Source organism: Kaistia sp. 32K, assembly GCF_016629525.1.
Taxonomy (GTDB): domain Bacteria; phylum Pseudomonadota; class Alphaproteobacteria; order Rhizobiales; family Kaistiaceae; genus Kaistia.
Map to the genome: position 1 here is coordinate 3,755,175 of NZ_AP024269.1, position 21,274 is coordinate 3,776,448.

The window sequence follows — 21,274 nt, forward strand, 5'->3', positions numbered from 1 at the left end:
CTCATCCGTTCGGAAGGTTCTGGGCCAGGGCTTCGAGCACCGCCATGCGCACGGCGACGCCCATCTCGACCTGGTCGCGGATCAGGCTCTGCGGACCATCGGCGATGGCCGAGTCGATCTCGACGCCCCGGTTCATCGGGCCCGGATGCATCACCAGCGCGTCGGGCTTTGCAATGGCGAGCTTTTCCGCATCGAGGCCGAAGAAGTGGAAATACTCCCGCACCGACGGCACGAAGGAGCCGTCCATGCGCTCGCGCTGCAGGCGCAGCATCATGACGATGTCGGCGTCGACGAGGCCCTTGCGCATGTCGGTGAAGATCTCGACGCCGAGGCGATCGAGGCCCTTCGGCAGCAGCGTCGACGGCCCGATGCAGCGGACCCGCGCGCCGAGCGCGTTCAAAAGCATGATGTTCGAGCGGGCGACGCGCGAATGCAGGATGTCGCCGCAGATCGCGACCGTGAGGTCGTGGATCGGGCCCTTGTGGCGGCGGATCGTCAGCGCATCGAGCAGCGCCTGGGTCGGGTGCTCATGCGCGCCGTCGCCGGCGTTGATCACCGAGCAGCCGACCTTCTGCGCGAGCAGGTGCACCGCGCCGGCGGCGTGATGGCGGACGACCAGGATGTCCGGGTTCATCGCGTTCAGCGTCATCGCGGTGTCGATGAGCGTCTCGCCCTTCTTCACCGAGGACGAGCCGACCGACATGTTCATGACGTCGGCGCCGAGGCGCTTTCCGGCGAGTTCGAACGAGGACTGCGTCCGCGTCGAGGCCTCGAAGAACAGGTTGATCTGGGTGCGTCCGCGCAGGACGGATTTTTTCTTCTCTACCTGTCGGCTGACTTCGACGGCCTGTTCGGCGAGGTCGAGAAGGGCGATGATCTCCTCGGGCAGGAGACCTTCGATGCCTAGCAGGTGGCGATGCGCGAACACTGCGGCGGGACTTGATTTGAGCGCGTTCATTTGAAGCGATCCCTATATTGAGAGTCGTCCCGGGCGACAAGGCCGCCGGGCCCGTTCCGCCGACTTTTGTCGCGCCGATCCGCCGTCCGCCCATCTCTGCCGCCCTGCCGCGCGAATGACAATCCATTCCCTCCGCCGTTCCCTGGCCGATCTCTCGCCGTCGCCCCGCCGACGCGGTGGATTGCCGCGTCGGCTTGTACCCCGGGACGCAGTCGCGATATCAACCGCGACGAGGAGAAGCGGATGAACGAGTGGATCAGCAGCGCGGCGGCGACGGCCCGGCCCAAGCGTCCGTTGGCGCAGGCCATGACCCGCGGCTTCCTGTGCCGTTGCCCGGCCTGTGGTCAGGGCCGCCTCTTCAACGGCTACCTGACCGTCGTCGATGCGTGCGCCGCCTGCGGCGAGGACCTGTCGCACCAGCGCGCCGATGACGCCCCGCCCTATTTCACCATCACCATCGTCGCCCACATCATCGTGCCGCTGATGCTGATCGTCGAGATGGCCTGGCATCTCTCCAACGCGACGCATCTGGCGATCTGGCTGCCGCTGACGGCGATCCTCACGCTTGGATTGCTGCGGCCGATCAAGGGATCGGTGGTCGGCCTGCAATGGGCGATGTACATGCACGGCTTCGATCCGGAAGGCGACCCGGACGAGCACGGCCTGGCGCCGCGTCCGCCCGACAACCGGTAGACACCCCTCTCGACCCCGCTGCGGGCAGCGTCTAGAACGGCGCGTCCTTCATGATGCACCGCATCCAAAGTCTCCGCATTCCAGTCTCCGAGGCGAATACATGACCATGGCACCCGAGCGACGGACCGATGGCGGTGGCATGATCGGCCTCGTCGCCGCCATCGGATCGGTCGCAGCCGTCGGCCTCGGCTTCTCGATCACGCTGCCGCTCCTGGCGCTGACACTCGAAGACCGGGGCATCTCCTCGACCTGGATCGGCCTCAACACCGCCACCTGGGGCCTGGCCGCGATCGCCATCACCCCCTTCGTCTCGAAGCTGGCGGCGCGAATCGGCACGGCGCAGCTGCTGGCGCTGGCGATCCTCGTCCTCGCCGCGACGCTGCCGCTCTTCTTCCTCTCGCCGTTCTGGGTCTGGTTCGTGCTGCGCCTCGTCGCCGGCGCCGCCGTCACCATCACCTTCGTGCTGTCCGAGTTCTGGATCAGTTCGGCGGCGCCGCCGGCGCGGCGCGGCGTCGTCATGGGCGTCTACGCCTCGGTGCTTTCCGGCGGCTTCGCGCTCGGCCCGGTGATTCTGTCGCTGACCGGCACGCAGGGCCTGTTCCCCTTCGCGCTCGGCTCGGTCGTGCTGACGCTCGGCATCATTCCGGTGCTCTGCGGCCTCCGCGTCGCGCCGAAGCTCGACCGCCGCGAGAAGCATTCCTTCGGCCGTTTCCTGTTCCTTGCGCCTGCCGCGACCGGCGCCGCCCTGCTCTTCGGCACGATCGAGACGGGCGCCTTCTCGCTGCTGCCGATCTACGGCCAGCGCGTCGGCCATACGCGGGAAATGGTGATCCTGCTCGGCATCGGCGTCACCATCGGCAACATCCTGCTGCAGATGCCGATGGGCATGCTGTCGGACCGGATGAACCGCAGGACGCTCCTGATGATCATCGCCGCCTTCGGCATTGTCGGCGCGGCGATCCTGCCGCTGGTGGCCGCCTCGTTCTGGCCGCTGATGATCGCGCTCGCCATCTGGGGCGGCGTCATCGGCTCGCTCTATACCGTCGGCCTCGCCCATCTCGGCTCGCGTTTCCGCGGCTCCGATCTCGCCGCCGCCAACGCCGCCTTCGTGTTCTGCTACTCGCTCGGCGGGCTGGTCGGCCCGGCGACGCTCGGCGTCGCCATGGACATCTGGAATCCGCACGGTTTCGCCGCCGGGCTGGGCCTGTTCTTCGGCGCCTACCTCCTGATGCTGATCATTCGCATGGGACGAGCGCGCCGGGCGCAGAACCTTCCTTGACTTTCGATCCTGAATCCGTAGGGTGCGCGCACAAAGGCGCCGGGCCAGTTCTTGCTACGCTGCGCGCAACAATTTTGAGGTTTGACCATGGCCAAGGCCACCACGATCAAGATCAAGCTCGTGAGCTCCGCTGACACCGGCTTCTTCTATGTCACGAAGAAGAACTCGCGCACGATGACCGAGAAGTTCTCGGCCAAGAAGTACGACCCGGTAGCGCGCAAGCACGTCGAGTTCCGCGAAGCCAAGATCAAGTAAGATCGGCTTCGACAGTTTCGAAAAAGGCGCCGTTTCGGCGCCTTTTTTGTTGCGGGACTGCTGCCGGGTCTGCTGCGGGCGGGCGCCGCGTTCGCCGCACGCTCGCCGTCATCCCTGCGAAAGCAGGGATCCATCGGGACGACGCACGGCGGAATCAGGGGCGCGCGCCACGGCGAAGGCGCCAGGACGACGAATTTCGAGGCGCTGCCGCATGGATCCCTGCTTTCGCAGGGATGACGGCGGAGGCGGATGACCGGGCAGCTCTACGTCGAGGAGCAGGCGGATGCGCCTTCTTCACCTCTCCCATGGGGAGAGGGGAAGGACGCGCGCCCCAGCCGGGCCGATACCTCAATTGTCGCCGATATAGGTTTTCACCGTCTCGATGAACTTGCCGATCGAGATCGGCTTGGAGAGGTAGGCCTCGCAGCCGCCCTGGCGGATGCGTTCCTCGTCGCCCTTCATGGCGAAGGCGGTGACGGCGATGATCGGGATGGCGCGCAGCTCGTCATCCTCCTTGATCCATTTCGTCACTTCCAGGCCGGAAACTTCCGGCAGCTGGATGTCCATCAGGATCAGGTCGGGACGGTAGGTACGGGCGAGCTCCAGCGCTTCCAGTCCGTTGCGGGTCTGGATGATGTTGTAGCCATGCGCTTCGAGCAGGTCGTGGAAGAGCTTCATGTTGAGCTCGTTGTCTTCCACCACGAGAACGGTCTTTGCCATTCGGCCCTTCTTGCAGCCCTCGATCCCGTCGACGGCGTCTACTAGATGGTATCGAAGTTGAATTTAGCGAAGATTCGTTTCGGAAAGGCAAATGCATGATCCGGCAGAAGGAGCCGCCGCTCGACCTCGAGGGCGCAGAGCGGCTGGCGATCGAGGCGCTGGCGTTCCTCGCGTCCGAACCCGAGGAGCTGGGCCGCTTCCTGGCGCTCGTTGGCCTCGGGCCGGAGACGCTGCGCGACGCGGCGAGCGACCCCGGATTTCTCTCCGGCGTGCTGGAATTCTTCCTGGAGAACGAGTCGCTGCTTCTCGTTTTCGCAGCGCGCGCCAACATCCGGCCGACGATGATCGCCGCCGCGCGTTACCTGCTCGACCGGGAAATCACGGAATGAGCGAGACGATCGCGCTCGACCTCGACGGCTATACCGACCTGCCGCCCGGCCGCATCGCCAATGTCGTCACCTATCTGGAGATGAAGGCCCGCCCTGCCCCATCGACCGAAGCGGAAACGGCGAGCAGCCGCACGGTGCGCCATGTCAAAAAGCCGGAGCTCGCCGCGTACCGCAAGCTCTATGCCCGCATCGGCACGGATTGGCTGTGGTTTTCCCGCGCCGTCATGACCGACGACGCGCTGGCGGCTGTTCTCGCCAGGCCGACGACCGAGATCCATTTCCTCGAGCAGGACGGCGAGCCGGTCGGCCTTGCCGAGCTGCATCGCGGCGAAGGTGGCCCGGCTGATGTCGAGATCGCGATGTTCGGGGTGGTGCCGGAAGCGACGGGCACCGGCGCGGCGCGCCAGTTGATGCTTGCGGCGCTTGCCGCGGCCTGGGGCGGAGGAACGGAGCGCGTCTGGCTCCACACCTGCTCCTTCGACCATCCGGCCGCCCTGCGCTTCTACAGGCGATCCGGCTTCACGCCGTTCAAGTTCGCGATCGAGGTGTCGACCGACCCGCGCCTCGACGGTCACCTGCCGCGAACGGCGGGCCCGCATGTCGCGTTGATCGATCCGGCCTCGACGGACTGAGGCGGCGACGCTCTTGGGTTAACGAAACGCTACCAGGAGCGGCGTTCGGCGGCGGACGAGCGGTTGGCGCGGCGGGCGGCGAGATCCGGCGCGGGCGGGCGCTGGCCGGGCGTCGCGGCGCTGCGTTCCCGGTCCTGGTCGCGGACCACCATCAGCTCGACCTTCTTCAGTTCGTCGAGGGCGAGGTCGAGCCCTTCCTGGGCGGCGGCGAGCTGGCTCTCGAGATCCTGCGCCGAGGCGCGGAGATTGTCGCGCCGCTGCATCGCCGCCTTGGCGAAGGTCGGATAGGCGAAATGGGAGGTATCGCGGATGCCGGCCCGCTCCTGCTCGACGTTGATCTGGTCCTCGAGATCGCGCGCCATGCGCTCGAACTCGGCGACCATCGTCTGGATCTGGTTTACCTGCCGGCGCTTTTCGTCGGCCTGGAACCGCTTCAGCCGAATGAGGCTCTCACGCGACTTCATACTCGTTACTCCCTGAACACTGAGACGCGGGCGCGCTGCGACGCCGGCAGCGCCGGATGGGGAGTTTTCCCCAATGTCGCTGCCAAATGGCCATCAGACTTGTCAAAACCTTAAGCCACGGACCTCGCGCTAACCTTTCATTTACGTCTCGCGTTAATCATGGCGCAGGAGGGCTTAAGGGCGGGTAAACCCGTCCTGCGGTGCCTTCATCCTAATTCCGTGAGTCCGACCAATTGGTTACCGGATTTCGTGCAATTGAATGAAATGGTGCAATCCACACCAAATCGTTCGGAATCTCAAAGACGTCAGGCGATTTCCGAATAAATCGCCTGAACCCCTTGTGAGCACGAATCAGAATTTGTTAACCATTAAGCGTTAGCCTTCGAATCGGGGTGAGCCGTTTTCCAAGCACCGGTTTTCGAGGCCGGAGCGCCAAGCCCAGGATAGGCAATTGAGGGGATTGGTATGCGAGTTCTGCTGATCGAGGACGACAGCGCCACTGCGCAGAGCATCGAGTTGATGCTCAAGTCCGAGAATTTTAACGTCTACACGACGGATCTCGGCGAAGAGGGTGTCGATCTCGGCAAGCTCTACGACTACGACATCATCCTGCTCGACCTGAACCTGCCCGACATGTCGGGATACGAGGTTCTCCGGTCGCTGCGGGTTGCCAAGGTCAAGACGCCGATCCTGATCCTCTCCGGCCTCGCCGGCATCGAGGACAAGGTGCGCGGTCTCGGCTTCGGCGCCGACGACTACATGACCAAGCCCTTCCACAAGGACGAGCTCGTTGCGCGCATCCATGCGATCGTGCGCCGCTCGAAGGGCCACGCCCAGTCGGTCATCATCACCGGCGAGCTGACCGTCAATCTCGACACCAAGACGGTCGAGGTGCATGGCAGCCGCGTGCATCTGACGGGCAAGGAATACCAGATGCTGGAGCTGCTCTCGCTCCGCAAGGGCACGACGCTGACCAAGGAGATGTTCCTGAACCATCTCTATGGCGGCATGGACGAGCCCGAGCTGAAGATCATCGACGTGTTCATCTGCAAGCTGCGCAAGAAGCTGGCAACCGCCACCAACGGCCTCAACTACATCGAGACCGTGTGGGGCCGCGGCTACGTGTTGCGCGAGCCCGATGAAGCCGAGATGCGCGCAAGCGCATAGCCGGTCCCTCCCCCGGCTCAGACTGAAACCCCGCTGCGGCGGGGTTTTTTGTGTCCGGATCCCAGCCCCGAGCTATCGCGGAATGGCGCGCGCCCTCCCCGGCGGACAAACAAAAACCGCGCCGATCGGGGATCGGCGCGGTCTGGAATTCTCAGGAAGATTGCGGAATCGCGCTAGACCCGGCTCACACCTCGGTCGAGGCCGGCGTATTGGCTTCGGTCGTCTCCGCGTCGGCCTTGGCTTCCGCGACGACTTCCGCCTCGGCCACAGGCTCCTCAGCCGTCGAACGCGCCGTGATGATCACGTCGGTGCCGTCCAGCACGGCGGCGACGGTCATGCCGCAGGTACGCGCCAGCAGACCGGCATAGTAGGGCTGCACGGCATGCGCATCGATGTTGACGTCGACGATCGCGCCGGGAATGAGCTTTTCGAACGCGGCCGGGATGCGGGCGCTCGGACCCGAGCAGTGGAAGATGACGTCCGGCTTGGCCGGCTCGCCGGTGATCGTCACCTTGATCAAGCCGCCGCGCGGCACGGCCGCGACCGCCATCAGCACCAGGTTGAGGATCAGCTTGACCTGGTTCTTCGGCATCAGCGCGCGCGGCGCCGTCCATTCGAACGCGGCCTTCTCGCCTTCCATGTAGCCGCGCGCCACCTTCTCGGCGTCGCCGATGTCGATCTCGGCGCCGGCGGAGCCGGCGGCGCCAAAGGCGAGGCGGGCGAACTGCAGCTTGGCGGAGGCCTGGCGCGCGCTCTTGCGGATCAGGTCGAAGGCGAAGCTCTTCATCTCCTCGCTGGTCTCTTCGTCGAGAACCTCGAGGCCGTTGTTGATCGCGCCGACCGGCGAAATGATGTCGTGGCAGACGCGACTGCAGAGCAGCGCCGCGAGATCGAGGGCTTCGAGTTCGATCTCATTGGTCATGACGCGTCTTTCCCTTGTTCCGGCACGAATCAGCCCATTCGGAGGGGCGCTTCGGGGATACACCGCCCCGCAGACGCTGCCAACCGCCGGCCGGTTGACCCCGGCGGGAGCCCGCGACTGAGATGCCCCGATGCCGCCTACATTGATTTCCATGCTATCGGTGATTCGCACGCGCAGCGCCGGTTTCCACCCGACGGGGTCGGGTCCCTGCCACTAATGCCGCCACGACCGACAAGGAGCCGCCCGAGATGTTTCGCAGCCTGCGTCTTACGTTCTTCCTCGCGCTGATCGCGCTGGCCGCGCCAATCCTCGCGCTCCGGCCGGCGCTTGCCCAGAGCCCCGACAGCTATTCCTCCGACGAGCTGGTCAATACCGGACACAAGTTCTTCGGCGAGGTGTCGGGCAGCCTCGCCTCGGTGGTCGAGCATGCCGTCTCGAAATACGGCCTGCCGAACGGCTACATTCTCGGCGAACAGGGCTCGGGAGCGCTGTTCGCCGGCCTGCGCTACGGCAACGGCACGCTCTACACCAAGAATGCCGGCCAACATCAGGTGTTCTTCCAGGGCCCCTCGCTCGGCTGGGACATCGGCGGCGACGGCTCGCGCGTCATGATGCTCGTCTACAACCTCCCCTCGATCAGCGCGATCTACGACCGCTTCGGCGGCGTCAACGGCTCGGCCTATCTGGTCGGCGGCGTCGGCATGACGGTGCTCTCGCGCGACAACGTCTTCATCGTGCCGATCGTCTCGGGCCTCGGCGCCCGCCTCGGCTTCAATGTCGGCTACCTGAAGTTCACCGATCGCCAGACCTGGAACCCGTTCTGATCCGCAAGTAATCCGGCTGTGATCCACGTCACGGCGTCGCGGCAACACAAGCGCTAGAACGAGTCTGGCAGACCGCGCGCACACGGTTGTTGCTGGACTCGCGGCTTCTTCCGATGTCATTAGGAAGATGCGCGCATGGTAGCGCCGAAGAGCCGATGTCTGCGGGACGAGCCTCGCCGGGCTTTCCTCGGGCGTGGTTGAGATTCCGGAGACGATGCGTTGATCGAAGCAGTGATGTATTTCGCTCTCGGCTTCCTGTCGGCGGGGATCGTCGCCCTGGTGCTCGGCCCGCCGCTCTGGCGCCGCGCGCTGCGGCTGTCGCGTCGCGACATGGAACGCACGCTGCCGATGACGCGCGCCGAGATCCAGGCCGAGAAGGACCAGATCCGCGCCGGCTTCGCCCTCTCGATCAGCACCCTGAACCAGACGATCGGACGGCTGAAGGCGCAGGTCGCCGAGCAGTTCATCGACATCAACCGCAAGCGCGAGGTGATCACCCACCTGACCGCGCAAGGGTCGCTCTCGGCCGACGACATCGTCGGGCTGGAGACGCGCCGGGTCGAGCTGGAGACGCGGCTGGCCGAATCCGACCTGGCGCTCGCCGCGAGCACGGCCGAGCGCGCCACGACCGAACAGAGCCTCGTCACCATCCGCTCCAACCTGGCGGCTGCCGAGGAAGCGATCCGCGACCTCGCCTCGGAGCGCGAGGCCCAGCGCCTCGAGATCATCGCCCGCGACACGGAGCTCGACAATCTGCGCGACACGCTGGCGGCGATGAAGATCGCGTCGACGGGCAGCGAGGTCGCCAGCGCCGACATCGAAAGCGAAATGTCGACGCTCAAGGCCAATCTGGCGATCCAGCGCCATATGAGCGAGGAACAGAGCGGCCGCGAGAACGAGACCAAGGCGGCGGTCGACGCCGCGCTCGCCGAGCTGAAGAAGCGCGAGGCCGACTTGAACGACGCGCATGCCCGAATTGAGGACCTGTCGCTGCGGCTGGTCGAGGCGGAAGCGGCCGAGATGGGCGCGATCGCCATCCAGGAAGAGAAGATCGGGCTCGCCAGGCAGATCGCGGCGCTCGAAGCCAAAAATACGCAGCTCGCGAGCGACATCGAGACACTGAAGCAGACCTCCGGCACGGCAAGCGCCGAGGAGACGGCGCTGCTGCGCGGCAAGCTGATCGAGTTCGGCGCCGCCGTCGCCCGCCTGGCGGCCGAGCGCGGCGACGGGCCGAGCCTGGTGACGGAATTGCCGCCGCCGCCGGAAGAGCCGGCGCCGACCAGCCTCGCCGACCGCATCCGCGCCCTGCAGCACGCCAGCGGCAGTCTCTAGAGCGCTCTCACCCGAAGTCCGGTTCGCGTCGAGAAACCCCTCCAGCCCCTGAGCGAGATCAGCGGACCGCGAGGCCGGTGCCGACCGGCCGGGGAAGCGCGACCGGCATGCAGCCCATGCCGCGAAGCGCCTCCGTCAAAGCCTCGATCAGCGGCGTATGCGGCTCCGCGCCCAAAAAGCGGACGAGCTTGCGATTGTCGAGCTCCAGCCGCTCGGTCCAGAGATAGCGCACCTCGATCAGCTCCCGGAACATCTCGACGAAGGGCGCCGCGAGATAGATCGCGAACCAGGGAAACCGGCCGATCTTCATGTCCGGCCGGCCGATCGCCGTCCGCACGGCCTCGGCGATGGCGATGCCGCGATCGAAATAATGGCCGCGGAAATGGAAGACCTCGAACGGCGCCAGCTCGTCCGCGCGCTCGATCAGCCGCAGGAAGGTCTCGGCGAGATCCGGCAGATAGGCCCAGTCATGCCCGACCTCGGGGCGGCCGGGATAGGAGATCCGCGTCACCGGCTTGCCCGCCTTGACGATGCCGGCGCCGAACCAGTTGTTGCCGGCCACGGGACCGAAGAAATCGCCGGCGCGGACGATCAGCACCGGCGTTCCCGCCGCCGCCGTCTCGCGCAGCCGCTTTTCCATGGCGACGCGGATTTTGCCCTTCCGCGTGGTCGGCCGCTGCGGCGATTGCTCGTCGACCGAGGGCAGCGCGTCGGGCCCGAAATTATAGATGGTGCCGGGAAAGACGATGCGCGCCCCGGCCGCCTTGGCCGCCGCGATCGTGCTTTCGAGCATCGGCAGCGCCAGCCCCTGCCAGTTCCGGTATCCCGGCGGATTGGCGCCATGGAAGACGATCGAGGCGCCCTTGGCCGCCGCGATGACGTCCTCGGCGTTCATGGCGTCGCCCTTGACCCATTCGATGCCCTCGCCGCCCGGCTTCCGCGCGGCCGCCTCCGGCTGCCGGTTGAGGCCGCGCACGGTCCAGCCCCGGTCGACCAGCGCGCGGGCCACCGCGCCGCCGATGCCGCCGGTCGCGCCGACAACCAGTGCGATCCTGTTTTTCGTCATGATCCCGATCCCTGTTCCCACCTTGATAAGGACAGGATGGCGCCGGACGACATCATGCGGAATTGTTGAACTTCGGATAGTTGTCATTCATTCTTGTATGATGACGCCATCCTGGGATCATCTCCGCTCGTTTCTCGCCGTGCTCGGCGACGGCAGCCTCTCCGGCGCCGCGCGCCTTCTGCGCCTGACCCAGCCGACGGTCGGCCGCCATATCGACGAGCTGGAACAGGCGCTCGGCGTGGTGCTGTTCACCCGGTCGCGCGCCGGCCTGACCCCGACCGAGGCGGCGCTCGAGCTGGCGCCGCATGCCGAAACGATGGCGGCGGCGGCCGAGACCTTGGTGCGCGCCGCATCGGCGGAAGCGAAGGAAGATCGCGGCACGGTGCGGCTGACCGCGAGCGAGGTGGTCGGCACCGAGATCCTGCCGGCGATCCTCGCGCCCTTCATGGAGCGGCATCCGCGGATCGCCATCGAGCTGGTGGTTTCCAACCGCAACGAGGATCTGCTGCGACGGGAGGCCGACATCGCCGTGCGCAATGTCCGGCCGACGCAGGGCGCGCTGCTGGCGCGCAGGATCGGCACCATCGACATCGGGCTGCATGCCCATCGCAGCTATCTGGCGCGACGCGGCACGCCGCGGACCCTGGCGGAAATGACCGGCCATACGCTGATCGGCTACGACCGTGATTCACCCGCCATCCAGGCGCTGCGGGCGCTGGGCCTGCCGCTCTCGCGCGAGATGTTCAGCCTGCGCACCGACAGCGATACGACGCAGTTGGCCGCGATCCGCGCCGGCCTCGGCATCGGCGGCTGCCAGAGCCCGCTCGCGGCGCGGGATCCCGATCTCGTCCGCCTGGTGCCGGAGGAGTTCGCCTATCCGCTCGAATGCTGGGTCGCCATGCATGAGGATCTCAGATCGGTGCGACGCATGCGCCTCGTCTTCGACCATCTCGTCGCCGGCCTCGACGCCTATGTGCACGGCCGCAATCCGGCGCCATGAAAAAGGCGCGCCCGGCTAAACCGGACGCGCCCTTCAATTACTGCGGGCAAGGCGACGAAGCGCCCTGCCCTCTGGCTGCTTGCCTTACTTGGCGGCGAGGAAATCCGCGACGTCGAGCAGGATGAACTCGTTGTTGGCGGCCTTGCCGATCTCGCGGCCGCCCGAGAACGGCAGGTTGTTGTCGTTCGCCACCAGGATGTGCTTGTCGTCGTAGAGCATCACGTCCTCGATGGTGAAGAACGGGAAGGTGAAGACGCCCGTGAGGTCGCGATCGGCGGCGGTCTTGACGATCGCCTTGCCGTCCGGATCGGCGATGTTCATCAGGTCGATCTGGGCGATGCGGCGGATGGCGCCGTCCTTGTCGATGCTGGCGGTGTCGACCAGGACGATGTTCTTGACCTTGGCCGGGATCGGATAGCAGGCCGACTTGTCGTCGGTCTTGCAGGCGAGGCTCGGATCGCCCTCGCCATTGTCGCGCTCGATCACCAGCGCGCGCGTGTCGTCGATGAAGTTGAAGTCGCCGATCGCGGTCGCGCCGTCGGCGAGGCGGAAGCGGTAGCTGTCGCCCGTCCAGGCGCCCTTGCCGGTGTCGAAGGTCATGACACGGAGGAAATCGCCCTCCGGCTTGCCGTCCTCGCCGAGCAGCGGCTTCTCGAGCATCGCCCAGAGCAGGTTGGTCTTCGGCTGCAGGGCCATGCCCTCATAGCCGCCGGAACGCTGCACGCGGAAGTCCTTGCCGGGAACGGCGGGAACGACGACGCCCGGCGTGTCGGGTCCGCGCAGGACCTCGCCGTCGAGGAGCGTCGGATAGACGGCGAGCACGCGACCGTCGAGCGTGGCGCGGACGATGTAGGGGCCGAACTCCTCGCCGATCCAGACTTCGTCGCCGAGCACCTGGATGCTCTCCGGATCGAAGTCGGCGCCGGTCAGGTAGCGGCTGTCCGTGCCCTCATAGGCGATGCGGAACGGCACCTTGTGGTCGGGATCGCGCAGGAAGACCGATTCCAGCCGCTCGACCTTGCCGGTCGCGAAATCCGGCTTCATGCGATGGAAGAACAGCATCGCGTCGGGGCTGTTCGCCTTGGTGCCGAAGCCGTTGTCAGTCAGCGTGTAGATCGAGCCGTCCGGGGCGCGGTTCATGGCGAAGCCCGACAGGCCCTGCACCGGCTGGCCGACGAAGGGCAGCGAGATGCCGGTCGGATGGCTGCCATAGGCGGCGCCGACATCGCCCATCACGCTCATCGGCACTTCGTTGCGCGTCTTGCCGGTGAACTTGCCGGAGACGATGGCGTCGCGCGGCGCGTCGGCCGGCGGCGCGATCAGGGTCATGGCCGGAAGATAGGCATGGCCGGCGAGCTTGGCGGGGAACGTCTCGGCTGCGACAGCCGCACCGGCGATCGTGGTGAGCGCGGCGGCGGCAATCAGGGAACGCAACGGCATCGAGCATCCTTTCTAGGTTGAGGAAAGCTCGCCCCGATTAGGAAGCCCGCATGACAGCGGTGTCTCGGCCGGATGGAAATCCGATGAAAAGCTGGCTCAAGTCCCCAGCCACGGCCGCCCGGCCAACGGCCGGACGTTCACGGCGAAACGCCCGCGAGAGCGGTCAAACGATCGAACTCAGATTGTCGGGGAGGAGGAGCAAATTTGGTACGCCCTAGGGGAATCGAACCCCTGCTTTCGCCGTGAGAGGGCGACGTCCTGACCGCTAGACGAAGGGCGCACATCCGTTTGCTTCGGATGACCGCGATATACCGATTGGGTCGGAGCTTGGCAAGAGCGTCTCGCCAAACTTCTTCAAACTGCCTGTGAAGAACTTTTTCCTCGCCCGGATCGCGGCCGGTCAGCGCGCCGTGCCGAGATCGAGGTGGCGGACGACGGCGCCAGTGCCGACATCGATGACGACGACGCGGGTCGCGCCGAAGGCCTCGATCGTCAGCGCCAGCAGATTGCCGCTGAGCGCCGTCGAGACGACCCGCGCGCCGGCCGGCAGGACGTCGGCGATCGTGACCGGCTCGGCGTTCGCCGGCAGAGCGGGCTTGCTTCGATCGGGAGCGATCTTGTACATGACGGCGAACAGCACGGCGAGAAAGCCGACCAGGACCGTCGTCCCCGAGACCAGGATCAACCGCCGCAGCTTCTGCCGGACGCGCTCCATCGCCGGATCGAGCGGCGCTTCGTCCTGTGGTTCCGAAGGATTGGGCGAGTGCGGGGCCGAAGAGGAAGAAGTGTGAGCCATGGACCAGTTTCCGGATGACGGCGAGGAAATCGTCGACCTCGTGGTCGAACCGGACGCGGCAGGCCGGCGCCTCGATGCCTATCTGGCCGCCGCGATTGCCGATCTGTCCCGCAGCCGCCTCAAATCCCTGATCGAGGCCGGTCACGTCTCGATCGGCGGCGCGACCATAGTGGAGGCCAAAAAGGCGGTCAACGCGGGCGACGTCATCCGCGTCGCCGTGCCGCCGGCCGTCGCGCCGGAACCGGAAGGTGAACCTATCCCGCTCGACGTCGTCTACGAGGACGACGACCTGCTCGTCATCGACAAGCAGGCGGGCCTCGTGGTGCATCCCGCCGCCGGCAACTGGAGCGGCACGCTGGTCAACGCGCTGATCGCCCATTGCGGCGACAGCCTGTCCGGCATCGGCGGCGTGCGCCGGCCGGGCATCGTGCACCGCCTCGACAAGGACACCACCGGCCTGATGGTGGTGGCCAAGAACGACCGCGCCCACAAGGGCCTCGCCAAGCAGTTCGCCGATCACGGCCGCAGCGGCCCGCTCGAGCGCGGCTACCAGGCGATCGTCTGGGGCGTTCCGGCCCTGCCCTACGGCATGGTCGACGCGCCGATCGGCCGCTCGCCGACCAGCCGGCTGAAGATGGCCGTGCTGAAGACGGGCGGCAAGGAAGCGATCACCCACTATACGGTGGAGCAGCGCTTCGGCGACAAGACGGCGCCGATCGCCAGCCTGCTCGATCTCCGCCTCGAGACCGGGCGCACGCACCAGATCCGCGTCCACATGGCCGCCATGGGCCTGCCGCTGATCGGCGACCAGGAATATGGCAAGGGTTTCCTCACCAAGGCGGCCCGCCTGCCCGAGCCGGCGCGCACGCTCGTGTCGCATTTCCACCGCCAGGCACTGCATGCCTGGCTGCTCGGCTTCGAGCATCCGACGACGCGCGAGACGCTGCATTTCGAATCCGAGCCGCCGGCGGATCTGGCCGAACTGATCGAAGCTTTCAACGGACTGTGAACCGAAACCGCGCCGCGCGGTCCTGTTAAACTTGTATTTCGTGCCTATATATCTCCACGCGGGCCAAAGTGGCCGCGATCGGCGCTGGCTTTCGGGGAGCGCCGTCAGAACGGAGGGGGCACAATGGCTGCCAGAGCAAGTCTTCCTGTCATCGCGTCCGGCGAAGCCGGACTGTCTCGCTATCTCGACGATATCCGGCGCTTCCCCATGCTCGCGCCGGACGAAGAATATATGCTCGCCAAAGCATATAAGGAGCATGACGACCGCAGCGCCGCGCACAAGCTGGTGACCAGCCATCTTCGTCTGGTGGCGAAGATCGCGATGGGTTATCGCGGCTACGGGCTGCCGATCGGCGAAGTGATTTCCGAAGGCAATGTCGGCCTGATGCAGGCGGTGAAGCGGTTCGAGCCCGAAAAGGGCTTCCGCCTCGCGACCTATGCGATGTGGTGGATCAAGGCCTCGATCCAGGAGTACATCCTGCGCTCGTGGAGCCTGGTCAAGATGGGCACGACCGCCAACCAGAAGCGCCTTTTCTTCAATCTTCGCAAGATGAAGAGCCAGATCCAGGCGCTGGAGGAAGGCGATCTGAAGCCGCACCAGGTCGAGCAGATCGCCACCAAGCTCGGCGTCACGACGGAAGACGTCATCTCGATGAACCGCCGTCTCGGCGGCGACGCCTCGCTGAACGCGCCGCTGCGCGCCGATGCCGAGGGCGGCGAATGGCAGGACTGGCTTGTCGACGACAGCGACAGCCAGGAAACCATCCTCGCCGACCAGGAAGAGGCCGACAACCGCCGCAAGCTGCTGCGCGACGCGATGGGCGTCCTGAACGAGCGCGAGCGCCGCATCTTCGAGGCGCGCCGCCTCGCCGACGAGCCGATGACGCTGGAGGAACTCTCCGCCGAATTCGGCGTCAGCCGCGAACGCGTCCGCCAGATCGAGGTGCGCGCCTTCGAAAAAGTGCAGAAGGCCGTGCGCCGAGGGGCGCGCGACCTCGAGCGCAACCATGGTGACGACGAACTGGCCGCGACCGACGCCTGAGCAAGCGTCGGCCGCGTTCGACCCCGCGCGTTGATATTTCACCTTTCTTTCGAAACGAACCTATTGCGAAAATCGTCGGGGTATTGTATCCGACAGCTGAGGCATGCCGTAGCGTAAGTCACGGATGCCTCCATGCTCATTCATTTCGGGATTGAGGATCAGCCATGGCGCGCCCGCGTCGTCGCCTGACAGTCATCGCCGCATTGGACGTGGTCGGTTATTCCGAGCTCATCCAGCGGGATGAGCTCGGCGCGATTCGGGAGATGCGTTCGATCTACCGGACGCTGGTCCGCCCGACGCTCGGCCGCTACGGCGCGCACATCATCAAGACGATGGGCGACGGCGGGCTGGTCGAATTCCCGAGCGTGCTCGACGCGGTCGAATGGACGATGGCCTTCCAGACCGCCATGGCCGCCCGCAACGCCGCGCGCGACCGTTCGCCGGTCGAGGTCCGCGCGGCCATCGTGCTCGCCGACATCATCCTGACCGGGGACGACCGGTTCGGCGCCGCCATCGGCTTCGCCATGCGGCTGCAGGCGGCCGCGCCGCCCGGCGGCATCGCCATCACCCATTCCGTCCGCTGGCAGCTGCTGGCGGAACCCGCGGCGGCGTTCCGCCCGGCCGGATTCCTGCACCTGCGCAGCGTGCCCTACCCCGTCGAGGCCTGGTTCTGGATGCCAGCCGGCAAGCCGCTGCCCAGCCTCCCGCCGACGCCCGGCCAGATGCTGACGCCCCCGAGGCTCGGCGTCCCGCAGCTGCAGCAGGCCCAGCCGCCGGACCTGCGCCCCCTCGCGGTCGTGCTACCCTTCGACGATCTGTCGCCGGCGCGTGACCAGGAAGGCTTCGCCGACGGCGTCGTCGAGGAGATGACGGCGACGCTGTCGCGCGTGCGCGACATCCGCGTCATCGCCCGCAACTCCGCCTTTACCTACAAGAACCGGCCGACCGACGTGCGCGCGCTGCAACGCGACCTCGGCGTGCGCTATGTCATCGAGGGCAGCGTCCGCAAGGCGGGCGACGTGCTGCGCGTCACGGCGCAGCTCGTCGAGGCCGAGACCGGGGCTCATCTATGGTCCGGCCGCAAGGACGGCACGGTGCATGATCCGCTCACCTTGCAGGACGACGTCGCGACGCTCGTCGCCGGCGCGCTCAGGCCGGCTGTGCGCGGCGCCGAGATCGAGCGGGCGCAGCGCAAGGCGGCCGATACGCTGAAGACGCACGATCTCGTGCTGAAGGCGATGCCGCATTTCTGGGCCCATCGGCGCGAGGACAACGCCGCGGCGCTGGCGCTGCTCGAGCAGGCGCTGGCCTCGGATCCCAGCTCCGGCACGGTGCTCAGCCTGAAGGCATGGTGCCTGAGCCAGCAGATCACCTATCTCTGGTCCGAGGACCCGGTGCACGACCGCAACATCGCGCTCGCGCTCGCCGAACAGGCGGCCGAGACGGCGGAGGCCGACCCGCTGGTGATGACGGCGATCGGCGCCACCTTCTCGATCCTGATGACCGACCAGGCGCGCGCGCTCGTCTATATCGAGCGCGCCATCGCGCTCGACACGACCTTCGCCTGGGCGTGGACGCGGCTCGGCTACGCCAAGGCCTATTCCGGCGATCCGGAAGGCGGGATCCTGGCCTTCGAGAAGGCGATCGCGCTCAGCCCCGAGGATCCGATCCAGTTCAACGCCTTCGCCGGCATCGCGACCTGCCATTTCCTGCTCGGCCGCTATGCCGAGGCGGCGCATTTCGCCGGTCGCGCCCTGCATGGCCGGCCCGGCATGGTCTGGGCCTACCGGCTGCTGGCCACGTCCGCCGCCCTCGCCGGGCAGATGACACTCGCCCGCAGCGCGGTTCGCCGCCTGCTCGCCGAGAATCCCGGCCTGACGATCGGCGGCATCGCCGCCGCCATCCGGAACCTGTCGGGCCCGGCGCTCGACCAATATCTGGAAGGCCTGCGCCTCGCCGGCCTCCCCGACGATCCGAAGCCCGAGTCCGTCGTGCTGATCACCGAGGCGGACGGCACCGCCGCCTGAGACGACCGGCCACCCGGGGAACGGATGGCCGGCCGCAACGTCCTCAGCGCGGCGCGATCGCGTAGCTGTCGATCGGCGGCACCGTGTCGAGCAGACCTCTCGCCTTCATGAATTCGCCGAAGCGGTCATAGCGGCCGATATCCAGCGCCGCCGGGCGCTTAGCGAAGCGCGGCAGCGTCGCATAGTAGGAATCGCGGTTGAGCTGGTTGTCGAGATCGCGATGCGCCTTCAGGAACACGGCCAGCGCCTCGTCCGGATGGTTGGTCAGGTAGATCGTCGCCTCCTCGATCGCGGCGAGGAAGCGCGCCATGCGCGGATCCCCACGCAGCTCGTTCCGCGTCACATAGATGAGCTCGTCATAGGACGGCACGCCGTGCTCCTCGAGGAAGAACGCCTTGCCGGGCTTACCCTCGAGGCCGAGCTGGATCAGTTCGACATTGCGGTAGCCATCGATGATCGCGTCGACCTGACCCGACATCAGCGACGTCGTCAGGTTGAAGTTGACGTTGACCATCTCGACGTCCTTCTCGGTCAGGCCGACCGTGGCGAGGACGGTGTCGATATAGGCGTTCTGCAGGCTCGCGACGGAATAGCCGATCTTCTTGCCCTTCAGGTCGGCGAGCGTCTTCACCGGCCCGTCCTTGAGCACGATCAGCGCGTTGAGAGGCGTCTCGATCAGCGTGCCGATGCGCGTGAGCGGCAGGCCTTCCTTGACCTGCAGCATCAGGTCCGGCTGGTAGGTGACGGCGATGTCGGCCTGGCCGGCGGCGACCAGGCGCGGCGGCGCGCTGGCGTCGGCCGGCGCGATCATCTCGACGTCGAGGCCGTGCTTCTCGAAGATGCCCATCTCCTTGGCGATCACCAGCGGCGCATGGTCCGGGTTGTAGAACCAGTCGAGCAGGACCGTCAGCTTGTCGGCGGCCTGCGCCGGCGCGACCGAGATCGCCGCCGCGAACGCGAGGGCGGCAAGGCGAGGGAAGCGTTTCATCGGATAGGGTTCCTTTGCGGATCGAGAGGTCAGGCGAGAGGTCAGGAAAGCGTTTCCGGCGCCCAGGGCGCGATGTGGCGGGTGGCGATGTCGACCGCGGCGCGCACCAGCACCGCCATCGCCGCGAGCAGCGCCAGCGCGGCGAAGACGACGTCGGTCTGCGCGCGGCCGTTCGCCATCAGCATGGCGTAGCCGAGCCCGGAGGACGCGCCGACCCATTCGCCAATCAGCGCGCCGACGGGGGCGTAGACGGCGGCGACGCGCAGCCCCGAGGCGAGCGCCGGCAGCGCGTAGGGGATGCGGAAATAGAGGATTTCCTGCCAGTTCCGGGCGCGATAGAGGCGGCTCAAATCGATCAGCCCGGCCTCCGTCCGCGTCAGCCCGTCATGGAAGGCGGAGGCGACGGGGAAGAAGATGGCAATCGTCGCCATGACGATCTTCGAGCCGATGCCGAAGCCGAACCAGAGCACCAGCAGCGGCGCGATGGCGAAGACGGGGAAGGCTTGGGTGACGATCAGGAGCGGCATCAGGATGCGCCGGATCGCCGGCACGAAGGTCATCACCAGCGCCAGTGCGATGCCGGCGAGCGCGCCGGTGACGAGGCCCGAGACGGTCTCGATCAGCGTGGTAACGGCGTCGCGCTGCCAGAGGTCGGGACGTTCGACCAGGGCCCGCCAGACGCGGGCCGGTGGCGGCAGCATGAAGGGCGGCGGCGCGAAGACGAGGATCACCGCCTGCCAGATGGCGATCAGCGCGACGGCGACGAGGAGCGCGCGCAGCACGCCGCCCAGCCATCCGCCCCCTCGATCGGGTGCGTCATATTCAGCCCGTGCCGCCATGGCGAAGCCGCTCCTCCGGAATACGGACGAGGCCATACCTATGGCGATGAACGAGCAGACGTCGTGAACCAGCTTCCCGTCCCTTCGCCGGCATGACCCGGATCAGGTTCGAAGGGTTCGGCCCATGGCCATCTCAGCTCGCGTCAGCGAACACCCCTCGGAATGGCCGGAGCATGGCCGAGGACGAACGCGGGCGCAAGAGCCATGCCCCGGGAAGCAGCTATGCAGGCAAGATTACCCGGCTATCGAAAGCCGAATGGAAAACGATCGCGCGGAGCACGGACCTCGCCCCTGCCCCGCGCGCGATCGTACCGGTCTATTCGGGCGACTACCGCCCCGCGTCGACCAGCCGGCGCGCCTCTTCGATCGCCTCATGCGCGATCCAGTCGGCGACGCTGAAGTCATGCGGGGCAAAGCCCCAGCGGACGAGGAAATCCTTCTGGTCCTTGAGCAGCGAGATCAGCTCCGGCGTCAGCGACGGCTCGAGCGCGGTGTGCACCGACGCCGAATAGGCCGCATCCACCCATTCCTCGGCGATGCTGCTGTCCCTGGCGATCTGGCGCTTGGCGTCGCCGGGATTGGCAGCGGCCCAGCGCGCCGTCTTGATTGCGCGGGCGAGGTAGCGCGCCACGACGTCGGGGCGGCTTTCCAGCAGTTCGCCGCGCACGGTGAAGGCGACCGGCGCCAGATTGTTGATGCGGCTCTTGACCTCCGGGAACGCCGCGATGTCGGCGACCACCTCGGCGCCGAGCAGGGCCTCGAACTCGGCCGCCTGCGACGACTGGTAGATGGCGTCGATCTCGCCGGTGATCAGCGCCTTCAGCTCCGGCCCCTGCCGCTTCCGCGTCACCCGCGCCGAGAAATACGAGCTGCTCAGCGCCTGCCCCTCGGGCGGCTTGCCGACCAGCGGCTCGTCCAGCACGATATCGACGAAGGTGACGTCATCCGATCCGAGGCCGACGCTTTCGAGCGCGGCGAGATAACCGCGCAGCGCCGTGGCGCGCGGGAAATCCACCGGATCGTTCGGACGCTTGATGAGGCCGAGGCGCTTGCCTTTCAGATCGCCGGGGTTCTGGATGCCGGAGCCCGGCAGCGCCAGGATGCGGGAATAATGCTCGATCCAGGAGAGGCCGATGATGCGGAGATTGCGGCCCTTGGAGCGGGCGACGATCGGCGGAATGTTGCCGCCCTCGCGGAACAGGTTCTCGTGCGACTGGTCGTAATGCGCTTCCCGGATCTTGCGGTCCGGATGCGAGCGGATCGAGTTGAGCGTCACGCCCGTTCCCTCGAACTCCGACGCATACTCGCCGCGCGCAAAGGCGATGCTCGCCGCGGAAGGCACCGGACAGACCGTGTACCAGATGTCCTGCGGCAGCGTCCCGGCGGAGGAGAGGCCGGGCGGCGGCGCGATGCTGCTCATGGAAATTCCTTTC

The 21,274-nt window shown here is 66.8% G+C and carries 22 protein-coding genes, 1 tRNA gene and 1 riboswitch; of the genes, 12 read left to right on the forward strand and 11 right to left on the reverse strand.

Going from position 1 to position 21,274, the window contains the following annotated elements:
* Window position 1: 1 nt before the first annotated feature.
* Window positions 2-958, reverse strand: a complete 957-nt coding sequence (locus K32_RS17415) for an aspartate carbamoyltransferase catalytic subunit (RefSeq protein ID WP_201400731.1) — start codon at window positions 956-958, stop codon at window positions 2-4.
* 243 nt (window positions 959-1,201) lie between these two features.
* On the opposite strand from K32_RS17415, the gene K32_RS17420 reads away from it, so the two are divergent.
* The 3 genes from K32_RS17420 to rpmG all read left to right on the forward strand — a co-directional run bounded on the left by K32_RS17420 (window position 1,202) and on the right by rpmG (window position 3,185).
* A complete protein-coding gene (locus K32_RS17420) occupies window positions 1,202-1,651 on the forward strand; it encodes a DUF983 domain-containing protein (RefSeq protein WP_201400732.1) in 450 nt (149 codons plus the stop codon).
* Between the two features lie 100 nt (window positions 1,652-1,751).
* Window positions 1,752-2,930, forward strand: coding sequence for an MFS transporter (locus K32_RS17425; RefSeq protein ID WP_201400733.1), 1,179 nt, complete (start codon window positions 1,752-1,754; stop codon window positions 2,928-2,930).
* Window positions 2,931-3,017: 87 nt separating this feature from the next.
* The gene (rpmG, locus tag K32_RS17430) at window positions 3,018-3,185 is read left to right on the forward strand and encodes a 50S ribosomal protein L33 (protein ID WP_018181260.1); all 168 of its coding nucleotides are present in this window, start codon (window positions 3,018-3,020) and stop codon (window positions 3,183-3,185) included.
* A 348-nt stretch (window positions 3,186-3,533) separates the two neighbouring features.
* On the opposite strand, the gene K32_RS17435 is transcribed toward rpmG, so the two are convergent.
* Complete coding sequence (locus K32_RS17435) at window positions 3,534-3,905, reverse strand: response regulator (RefSeq protein ID WP_201400734.1); 372 nt, start codon at window positions 3,903-3,905, stop codon at window positions 3,534-3,536.
* A 95-nt stretch (window positions 3,906-4,000) separates the two neighbouring features.
* Here K32_RS17435 and K32_RS17440 point away from each other — a divergent pair, with 95 nt between their 5' ends.
* Complete coding sequence (locus K32_RS17440) at window positions 4,001-4,294, forward strand: DUF3572 domain-containing protein (protein ID WP_201400735.1); 294 nt, start codon at window positions 4,001-4,003, stop codon at window positions 4,292-4,294.
* Entirely contained in the window at window positions 4,291-4,926 is a 636-nt protein-coding gene (locus K32_RS17445; protein ID WP_201400736.1) for a GNAT family N-acetyltransferase, read from the forward strand. The genes K32_RS17440 and K32_RS17445 overlap by 4 nt, the downstream gene beginning before the upstream one ends.
* Window positions 4,927-4,955: 29 nt before the next feature.
* Here the strand turns inward: K32_RS17445 and K32_RS17450 are convergent, their stop codons facing one another.
* Window positions 4,956-5,390, reverse strand: a complete 435-nt coding sequence (locus K32_RS17450) for a flagellar export protein FliJ (RefSeq protein ID WP_201400737.1) — start codon at window positions 5,388-5,390, stop codon at window positions 4,956-4,958.
* Between the two features lie 465 nt (window positions 5,391-5,855).
* Here K32_RS17450 and ctrA point away from each other — a divergent pair, with 465 nt between their 5' ends.
* Window positions 5,856-6,557: a response regulator transcription factor CtrA gene (gene ctrA, locus K32_RS17455; RefSeq protein WP_018181265.1), complete on the forward strand. Its 702-nt coding sequence runs from the start codon at window positions 5,856-5,858 to the stop codon at window positions 6,555-6,557.
* Between the two features lie 184 nt (window positions 6,558-6,741).
* Here the strand turns inward: ctrA and chpT are convergent, their stop codons facing one another.
* The gene (gene chpT / locus K32_RS17460) at window positions 6,742-7,479 is read right to left on the reverse strand and encodes a histidine phosphotransferase ChpT (protein WP_244669575.1); all 738 of its coding nucleotides are present in this window, start codon (window positions 7,477-7,479) and stop codon (window positions 6,742-6,744) included.
* Window positions 7,480-7,727: 248 nt separating this feature from the next.
* Here chpT and K32_RS17465 point away from each other — a divergent pair, with 248 nt between their 5' ends.
* Complete coding sequence (locus tag K32_RS17465; protein ID WP_201400738.1) at window positions 7,728-8,303, forward strand: DUF1134 domain-containing protein; 576 nt, start codon at window positions 7,728-7,730, stop codon at window positions 8,301-8,303.
* Window positions 8,304-8,522: 219 nt separating this feature from the next.
* Window positions 8,523-9,635, forward strand: coding sequence for a hypothetical protein (locus K32_RS17470; protein ID WP_201400739.1), 1,113 nt, complete (start codon window positions 8,523-8,525; stop codon window positions 9,633-9,635).
* 58 nt (window positions 9,636-9,693) lie between these two features.
* On the opposite strand, the gene K32_RS17475 is transcribed toward K32_RS17470, so the two are convergent.
* Window positions 9,694-10,701, reverse strand: coding sequence for an NAD-dependent epimerase/dehydratase family protein (locus K32_RS17475; RefSeq protein WP_201400740.1), 1,008 nt, complete (start codon window positions 10,699-10,701; stop codon window positions 9,694-9,696).
* Window positions 10,702-10,798: 97 nt separating this feature from the next.
* Here K32_RS17475 and K32_RS17480 point away from each other — a divergent pair, with 97 nt between their 5' ends.
* A complete protein-coding gene (locus K32_RS17480; RefSeq protein ID WP_201400741.1) occupies window positions 10,799-11,701 on the forward strand; it encodes a LysR family transcriptional regulator in 903 nt (300 codons plus the stop codon).
* An 84-nt stretch (window positions 11,702-11,785) separates the two neighbouring features.
* Here K32_RS17480 and K32_RS17485 read toward each other — a convergent pair whose 3' ends face one another.
* The 3 genes from K32_RS17485 to K32_RS17495 form a co-directional block, all read right to left on the reverse strand.
* On the reverse strand, window positions 11,786-13,141 hold the full coding sequence (locus K32_RS17485; protein ID WP_201400742.1) for an esterase-like activity of phytase family protein: 1,356 nt from the start codon (window positions 13,139-13,141) through the stop codon (window positions 11,786-11,788).
* Window positions 13,142-13,346: 205 nt separating this feature from the next.
* A tRNA-Glu gene (locus tag K32_RS17490) sits at window positions 13,347-13,421 on the reverse strand.
* A gap of 120 nt (window positions 13,422-13,541) precedes the next feature.
* A complete protein-coding gene (locus K32_RS17495) occupies window positions 13,542-13,937 on the reverse strand; it encodes a hypothetical protein (protein WP_201400743.1) in 396 nt (131 codons plus the stop codon).
* Here K32_RS17495 and K32_RS17500 point away from each other — a divergent pair.
* From K32_RS17500 to K32_RS17510, 3 genes are all read left to right on the forward strand, one after another.
* Window positions 13,936-14,946 (forward strand): RluA family pseudouridine synthase, encoded by a 1,011-nt coding sequence (locus K32_RS17500; RefSeq protein WP_201400744.1) that lies wholly within the window; start codon window positions 13,936-13,938, stop codon window positions 14,944-14,946. The genes K32_RS17495 and K32_RS17500 overlap by 2 nt on opposite strands.
* A gap of 123 nt (window positions 14,947-15,069) precedes the next feature.
* Window positions 15,070-15,987, forward strand: coding sequence for an RNA polymerase sigma factor RpoH (rpoH, locus tag K32_RS17505; RefSeq protein WP_201400745.1), 918 nt, complete (start codon window positions 15,070-15,072; stop codon window positions 15,985-15,987).
* A 164-nt stretch (window positions 15,988-16,151) separates the two neighbouring features.
* Window positions 16,152-18,014: an adenylate/guanylate cyclase domain-containing protein gene (locus tag K32_RS17510; RefSeq protein WP_201400746.1), complete on the forward strand. Its 1,863-nt coding sequence runs from the start codon at window positions 16,152-16,154 to the stop codon at window positions 18,012-18,014.
* 43 nt (window positions 18,015-18,057) lie between these two features.
* Here K32_RS17510 and K32_RS17515 read toward each other — a convergent pair whose 3' ends face one another.
* The 3 genes from K32_RS17515 to K32_RS17525 all read right to left on the reverse strand — a co-directional run bounded on the left by K32_RS17515 (window position 18,058) and on the right by K32_RS17525 (window position 21,261).
* A complete protein-coding gene (locus K32_RS17515) occupies window positions 18,058-19,002 on the reverse strand; it encodes an ABC transporter substrate-binding protein (RefSeq protein ID WP_201400747.1) in 945 nt (314 codons plus the stop codon).
* A gap of 41 nt (window positions 19,003-19,043) precedes the next feature.
* Window positions 19,044-19,841: an ABC transporter permease gene (locus K32_RS17520; protein ID WP_244669577.1), complete on the reverse strand. Its 798-nt coding sequence runs from the start codon at window positions 19,839-19,841 to the stop codon at window positions 19,044-19,046.
* Between the two features lie 62 nt (window positions 19,842-19,903).
* Window positions 19,904-20,009: riboswitch (TPP riboswitch) on the reverse strand.
* Window positions 20,010-20,169: 160 nt separating this feature from the next.
* Window positions 20,170-21,261 (reverse strand): ABC transporter substrate-binding protein, encoded by a 1,092-nt coding sequence (locus K32_RS17525; RefSeq protein WP_201400748.1) that lies wholly within the window; start codon window positions 21,259-21,261, stop codon window positions 20,170-20,172.
* Window positions 21,262-21,274 lie beyond the last annotated feature (13 nt).